Consider the following 7687-nt stretch of genomic DNA (forward strand, 5'->3'; position numbering starts at 1 on the left):
AGTAGGTGAAAGGCATGTCTATGAATCAACCGTCTTATGATGCGGGTGAGATTCAGGTCCTGGAGGGCCTGGAGGCGGTTCGGAAACGTCCCGGGATGTATATCGGTTCCACCAGTGCCAAAGGGCTCCATCATCTGGTCTGGGAAGTTGTGGACAACAGCATTGACGAAGCGCTGGCAGGCTATTGTGACAGCATTCAAGTTGTCGTTCACGAAGATAACAGCGTTACCGTTACAGATAACGGACGCGGTATTCCAGTAAGCGAACACGCCAAAATGAAAAAATCTGCGCTGGAAGTCGTTATGACTGTGCTTCACGCAGGTGGTAAATTCGGAGGCGGAGGGTACAAGGTATCCGGCGGTCTGCACGGTGTTGGTGTATCCGTAGTGAACGCCCTCTCCAGCAAAATGGTCGTTCACGTCAAACGGGATGGGCATATGTACGAGCAGGAATACCATCGCGGTGCTCCGCAGTATGATGTCAGAGTCATTGGCGATACGGACGAAACCGGTACCCAAACGACGTTCTACCCGGACGATCAAATTTTTACAGAAACGACCGTATATGACTATGAGACGCTCCAAACGCGGATTCGTGAGTTGGCTTTCCTGAACAAAGGAATTGCGATTAGCTTGACCGATGAACGGACTGGCGCCAGTGATACGTTCCACTACGAGGGCGGAATCAGTGAATACGTGCAATTTTTGAATCAGAAAAGAGAAGCACTTCATGAGCAACCGATCTATGTCGAAGGCTCACGCGATATGATTCAGGTCGAAGTTGCGCTGCAATATAACGACAGCTATACCGAAAATATTTATTCTTTCGCCAACAACATCAACACCCATGAAGGCGGCACCCATGAATCTGGCTTCAAGAGCGCATTGACCCGGATCATTAACGATTATGCACGCAAAAATGGCTTTATCAAGGACAACACCGCCAACTTGACGGGTGACGATGTGCGTGAAGGACTGACAGCGATTATCTCCGTCAAAATCCCGGAACCTCAGTTTGAAGGTCAGACCAAAACGAAGCTGGGTAACAGTGAGGTGCGCGGGATTGTCGAATCCCTGTTCGCAGAGAAACTTCAGGAATTTCTGGAGGAAAATCCGTCTGTCTCCCGTCGCGTTGTTGATAAATCATTACAAGCAGCCCGTGCTCGTGAGGCTGCACGTAAAGCGCGTGAGCTGACTCGTCGTAAAAGTGCGCTGGAAATCAGCTCCCTCCCAGGTAAGCTGGCAGACTGTTCTTCCAAGGATGCGTCGATTAGCGAACTGTACATCGTCGAAGGCGATTCAGCGGGCGGATCGGCCAAGCAAGGCCGTGATCGTCACTTTCAGGCTATTTTGCCGATTCGCGGTAAAATCCTGAACGTCGAGAAGGCACGTTTGGATCGTATTTTGTCCAGTGATGAAATTCGGTCAATGGTAACGGCTATGGGAACGGGGATTGGCGACGATTTCGATATTGCTAAAGCTCGTTATCACAAGGTCATTATTATGACCGATGCGGACGTCGATGGAGCCCATATTCGGACGCTGTTGCTGACATTTTTTTATCGGTACTTGCGTAAAATTATTGACGCCGGCTATGTCTATATTGCTCAGCCGCCGCTGTTTAAGGTAGAGCGCAATAAGGTCGTACGTTATGCAAACTCTGAAGCCGAACGTGATGCTATCATCAGTGAATTCGGAGAAAATGCGAAGTACAACGTACAGCGTTATAAAGGTTTGGGTGAAATGAACGCAACCCAGTTGTGGGAAACGACAATGGACCCAGAGAGCCGTACAATGCTTCAAGTTACCATCAGTGATGCAATGCTGGCTGATACGATGTTCGATACCCTAATGGGCGATAATGTTGAACCGCGTCGCGACTTTATTCAGGAGCACGCCAAGTACGTGAAAAATCTTGATGTTTAAATTTACACTATTCCATCATGGACGGCTGTATTAACTGCTTTCATTGATGGATTTTGCCAAGGGGCGCTCAGATTGAGCGTCCCTTTTCCTGTCATTAACCCGTCGGGGAGAATTTGAATATTTAATATCAAAGCTTTACGCCTTTTTCTTAGTGCGTGCAGGTTTACCCGTGGATGCTGTATAACGGCCGTAGCCTACAGCATACCTGAATATTTTATGATATAGGCTTTTGTTGGGCAGGGAAGAGAACACTTTAATGGCTGGTCTCGTATTCACTTCCAAAATCCACGGATAGATTTGCTGATCCAGTCCTATATCCAATCCAATTTCCCTCAAACGAGGATATCTTTTTTGTAGCTGCCAAGCTACCCGTTCGCCCATTTTCGATAGTTTTTGCTCCAGTCGTACCGCTTCCTTTACATCCAGATATGGGGCTACTAGTTCATTGAAAAAGCGCACTGTGCCCCCGCTGTGGTGATTGGTGACGACTTTGTCAGGAGCAGCTACACGTCCTATGATGAGCGTTGTCTCCCATTGCTTTCTCAAGTTCATCTGTGTTAATACCCGTAGATCAAAGGGACACGCATCATGATGAAGAAGGGGGATTCCTCGTTGAATTAGATAAGGGCGCTTCCGTATGCGATGAGAAACTGCTTTATGCAGGTCTTCCGGATTTTCGAAGGTGTGGGTCTCTACCTCATAACGAAGGATGTACCACGTTCTTTCCCCGATAATTCCCTCTTCAGTCGGCGGAAGCGGTTCAGTGAGTCTTTCTGCGCGCATAACCCCTTTCCCATAAGTACCGTTATCCGGCTTAATATAGACGGTTCCGTACACTGCCAACATTTCATTCAAGTGTTCCATTGCATACAAACGTGTTTCTGGTACATAAGTGGACAACGACGGATTGGGGAGGATGACATTTGTTTTGGTCCACTTACTGGATACTCGTTGAATAGACAAGTATTCTCATCCCTTTCTTTTGAAAATGTAAGTCACGTTCCATGGAATTCAAAACGCTTGAACAAAACAAGGGAAACTAAAGGACAAGTGCTTAAAACAATGATATAATAGAGAAATACGGCGTTTTTTCGGAATTGTGCTCAGTTAACCCTGACCGTATACGTATTGTATGTGGAAAAGGCCTTCAGGGTGGGGGCTAATCCCCAGTTCGGGGGAATTTGTCATGATCAGGACCTGTGAGCCGTACGATGCATTAGCCATCTGCTGCTCATAGAAGGGCAACTTCTGAGGGTTTTACGCTGTAAAGCGGACAGATGTGTTTAATTGTGCTCTTTTTGTGAAAGTAATATAATTATACAGATGAGGATTTCAGCCAAAATCCTGCGCACAGAGCGGAGTATATAGGCAGTGTCTTGTTAGGCTTTTCACATAGAGAGCAATGTATTGAAGGATGAGAAGGAGGACCAGCATGGCGGATCAAAAAAACTCGCAAATCATCAACAGGGATATCGGAGTGGAAATGCGCGAATCCTTTATGGATTATGCCATGAGTATTATTGTTAGCCGTGCCTTGCCTGATGTGCGGGACGGACTGAAGCCGGTACACCGCCGTATTTTGTTTGCGATGTCCGAGCTAGGCATGTCGCCAGACAAGCCATACAAAAAATCGGCAAGAATCGTCGGTGAAGTTATTGGTAAATATCATCCTCATGGTGATACGGCTGTATACGATACGATGGTTCGGATGGCGCAGGATTTTTCTTTGCGTTATATGCTGGTGGACGGACACGGTAATTTTGGCTCCGTTGATGGAGATATGGCGGCTGCGATGCGTTACACGGAAGCGCGATTGTCGAAGATCGCGATGGAAATGCTGCGTGATCTGAACAAAGAGACCGTTGATTTTATGCCGAACTACGATGGTGAGGAGAACGAGCCAGTCGTGTTGCCTGCACGTTATCCTAACTTGCTAGTGAACGGCGTCGGCGGGATTGCGGTCGGAATGGCTACTAATATTCCTCCGCATAACTTGGGAGAGGTTATTGACGGTGTACAAGCACTGATTGAGAACCCTGACATTACACCGATGGAACTGATGGATTATATTCAAGGGCCGGATTTCCCGACAGCAGGTTATATTTTGGGACGCTCGGGCATTCGTCAGGCATACCAGACTGGCCGCGGATCTGTAACTATGCGTGCGAAGACCACCATAGAAGAGATTGGCAATAAAGCACGGATTATCGTGCATGAGCTGCCTTACCAAGTAAATAAGGCTCGTCTGGTCGAAAAAATTGCTGAATTAGTACGTGATAAACGTATTGAGGGCATCACCGATCTGCGGGATGAATCGGACCGTACAGGCATGCGTGTCGTTATGGAGTTGCGCAGGGATGTGAACCCGAACGTTGTTCTGAACAATTTGTTTAAGCATACGGCAATGCAGTCCACTTTCGGTATCAATATGCTTGCAATTGTAAATAACGAGCCGAAGATTCTGAACCTGAAAGATGTCTTGTATCATTACCTCAAGCATCAGGTTGAAGTCATTCGTCGTCGTACAGAATTTGATCTGAAAAAAGCCGAGGCCAGGGCACACATTCTGGAAGGTTTGCGCACTGCCCTTGACCATCTGGACGAGGTCATTGCATTGATTCGTTCCTCACAGACCGCAGAAGCAGCGCGTGAAGGACTGATTGAACGCTTCTCGCTGTCTCTTGAGCAGGCTCAGGCCATTCTGGATATGCGTCTGCAACGTCTGACTGGCTTGGAACGTGAGAAGATCGAGAACGAATACAATGAGTTGTTGCAAAAGATTGCGGAATACCGCGAAATTTTGGCCAACGAGCATCTGGTGCTTAACATCATCAGCGAAGAGCTTAATGAGCTAAGAGGGCGTTTCGCAGATGAACGTCGTACTGAAATTACAGTGGGTGAAGAGAGTATTCTGGATGAGGATCTTATTCCCCGTGAGGATGTTATCATTACTGTAACCCATACCGGATATATTAAGCGTCTTCCCGTGACTACTTATCGTAGTCAAAAACGCGGCGGTCGTGGTGTAGTGGGGATGGATACCAAGGATGAGGATTTCGTAGAGCATCTGTTCATTACGAATTCACATCATCATTTGTTATTCTTCACCGACAAGGGTAAAGTATATCGGATTAAGGCCTATGAGATTCCTGATCTGAGCCGGACAGCCCGGGGGACACCGATCATTAACCTGATTCAGATTGAGCAGGGCGAGTCGATCAATGCGGTTATTCCAATTGAGGAATTTGTAGAGGACAGCTATCTGTTCTTTGCTACTCAGCAAGGGATTATCAAGAAGACACCGCTCGATAACTACGCTAATATCCGTAAGGGTGGCTTGATTGCCATCAACCTGCGTGAGGATGATGCCCTGATCGAAGTGAAGCTGACCGATGGACAGCAGGAAATGATCATTGGTACGGCGCAGGGCATGTCTATCCGCTTCCCTGAGAGTGATGTACGTTCCATGGGTCGTAGTGCCACTGGGGTTAAAGGTATTACTCTCGATAAGAGTGACGCTGTAATAGGCATGGATATTGTTGATACCAGCCTGGATATCCTGATCGTAACAGCCAAAGGATATGGCAAACGTACTCCTGTACTGGATTACCGTATCCAAGGCCGTGGAGGTAAGGGGATCAAGACGATTAATGTCACGGATAAAAATGGTCCAGTTGTTGGCCTCAAGGTTGTAAAAACCGAAGAGGATCTGATGATCATTACAGCCAGTGGAACCTTGATTCGGACCAGCATGGAGGAAATTTCGACGATGGGTCGGAATACACAAGGGGTAAGGCTGATCAACATCCGCGAAGATGATTCGGTTGCTACCGTTTGTCGTGCGAACAAGAATGAGGAGCAGGATGAATTGCTCGATGAATTGCTCGAGGAGCAGGATACTAACCTAGAAGTTGGTGAGGGTGCATCTCCATCACCAGATGATTCAGCACTTAGTACGGATGTAGAAGGTACACAAGGTAACGATTCGGAGCCTTCTGAGGACGAGTAACAATCCACCGATATAAACAGTGGTATTGGTTTTTAAATGACGGGGAAGACTCCTTGGCCATTGGTCAGGGAGTCTTTTTTTATTGCCGACAGATGAATACAGCAAGTATGCTAAAAATCATATAAAATGAATGTACAGGATCAGGTTCAAGTAATATAATGACATAATAAAAACTGACAGCTAGAGCTGCTGTTATGAGAACAGAGAGGTTGACCATGACAACAGTACCCGTATCCGAATTAAAAGCAGGACTTAGATTGCAAAGCGACGTATTTACTGAAATGGGCAGCTTGCTGCTCCCGAAGGGCCGTATTTTGCTACCGCGTGATTTGGAGATTTTACAAGCATTCCTGATCCAGCAAGTAGAAGTAGGGCCTGATGGTTCGACAAAAGCTGGTGAAGATCATGCTACTGCTCGAGTTGGGGCTCCTGAAGCGCAATCCCCTTCGTTAGAGGAGCGGGATGAGTCCGTTTTATTCCAGGAAGAGTACGACAAAATGGTGATGCTCGTGAAAAATGCATTCCAATCGGTACTCGTATCTAATCTATCTATATATGAGTTGCGGGGGCAGTTGGAAGCCTTACTGGTATACATCCAGCGCTATAATGTAATGACGTTTACTCCGCGTGTCATGATTGAAGTTGATTATATTTTTCATAATGCGGTACTAACCTCTCTGACTTCGTATTCTATTGCTCAATGGATTGGCTTGCCCCAAAAGGACTGGATGCAGGTTGCTTTTGCCGGATTACTCCATGATATTGGTAATGCTAAAATGGACCCGGCCATTCTGTACAAGCCCTCTAAATTAACGTGGGAGGAGCAGGAAGAAATTCGTCAGCATACTTCATTAGGCTACCAATTACTCAAAAATGTGAAGGCCATTAATGAAGGAGTACGTCTGGCAGCTCTTCAGCATCATGAGAAAGTGGATGGTACCGGATATCCATTGCGACTCAAAGGGGAGCAAATTCATATTTACGCTAAAATCGTTGGAGTGGCTGATGTATTCCATGCCATGACACTGGAGAAGACCTACCGACCAGCACAATCCCCGTATCTGGTACTGGAGCAAATCAAATCAGAATCATTTGGTAAGCTGGACCCGGGTGTTGTACAGGTTTTCATCCAAAAGCTCACTCAATTCAATAACGGAACCAAAGTGCGTCTCAATGATAACCGTACAGGGGAAATTATATTTGCTGATCGAGACCATCCGACTCGTCCGTTGGTGCAGGTAAACGGGGAAATCATTAACTTAATGGTTCAAAGAGAGCTATATATCGAGTGTATTGTTACTTAAGTAAGTTTTTTTAAAAAAACAGTTGCGTAATATAATAGAAGTATGATATATTATTTCTTGTCGCTTCAAGTGTTATCAAGTAGAGCGAAAAACACTTTTGAAAAAAAAGTGTTGACACAACTGAGAGATACATGATATACTATAAAAGTTGCTGAGGGGATGAAAGAAACCCTGAGGCGAAAAAGAAATGTTTGATCTTTGAAAACTGAACAACGAGTGAGTACGGATTTTGCTTGCAAAATCCAACGCTGAGATTTTGGTACATGCCGTCAGGCTGTATAAAATGGAAGCGAACAATGAGATATTTTATCTCGTCAGTTTCAAAATGAGCGTATCGCTCTTTCTATAAACCAGCTTCGGTTGGTCTTTAATGGAGAGTTTGATCCTGGCTCAGGACGAACGCTGGCGGCGTGCCTAATACATGCAAGTCGAGCGGGGTTGTTTTAAAA

At 46.1% G+C, this 7687-nt stretch carries 4 protein-coding genes and 1 rRNA gene; 4 read left to right on the top strand and 1 reads right to left on the bottom strand.

Annotated features, from left to right (window positions below; genetic code table 11):
• Positions 1-14 precede the first annotated feature (14 nt).
• Positions 15-1925 carry a DNA topoisomerase (ATP-hydrolyzing) subunit B gene (gyrB, locus tag ABIA61_RS17015; RefSeq protein ID WP_283654032.1) on the top strand — a complete coding sequence of 637 codons (1911 nt, stop codon included), beginning with the start codon at positions 15-17 and terminating at the stop codon, positions 1923-1925.
• Positions 1926-2060: 135 nt separating this feature from the next.
• Here the strand turns inward: gyrB and ABIA61_RS17020 are convergent, their stop codons facing one another.
• On the bottom strand, positions 2061-2888 hold the full coding sequence (locus ABIA61_RS17020; RefSeq protein ID WP_283654033.1) for a YheC/YheD family protein: 828 nt from the start codon (positions 2886-2888) through the stop codon (positions 2061-2063).
• Between the two features lie 469 nt (positions 2889-3357).
• Between ABIA61_RS17020 and gyrA the strand changes: the two genes are divergently transcribed.
• The 3 genes from gyrA to ABIA61_RS17035 all read left to right on the top strand — a co-directional run.
• Complete coding sequence (gyrA, locus tag ABIA61_RS17025) at positions 3358-5934, top strand: DNA gyrase subunit A (protein WP_283654034.1); 2577 nt, start codon at positions 3358-3360, stop codon at positions 5932-5934.
• A gap of 215 nt (positions 5935-6149) precedes the next feature.
• Complete coding sequence (locus ABIA61_RS17030; protein ID WP_283654035.1) at positions 6150-7238, top strand: HD-GYP domain-containing protein; 1089 nt, start codon at positions 6150-6152, stop codon at positions 7236-7238.
• Positions 7239-7605: 367 nt separating this feature from the next.
• Positions 7606-7687: ribosomal RNA gene (locus tag ABIA61_RS17035) — 16S ribosomal RNA — on the top strand; the annotation flags it as partial.

This window comes from Paenibacillus sp. RC21 (genome assembly GCF_044907935.1).
Lineage (GTDB): Bacteria > Bacillota > Bacilli > Paenibacillales > Paenibacillaceae > Paenibacillus > Paenibacillus terrae_A.

Excerpts from the sequence above, each read along its gene's own strand:
- gyrB (WP_283654032.1), top strand. The coding sequence starts at position 15 with ATGTCTATGAATCAACCGTCTTATGATGCGGGTGAGATTCAGGTCCTG.
- ABIA61_RS17030 (WP_283654035.1), top strand. The coding sequence starts at position 6,150 with ATGACAACAGTACCCGTATCCGAATTAAAAGCAGGACTTAGATTGCAA.
- gyrA (WP_283654034.1), top strand. The coding sequence starts at position 3,358 with ATGGCGGATCAAAAAAACTCGCAAATCATCAACAGGGATATCGGAGTG.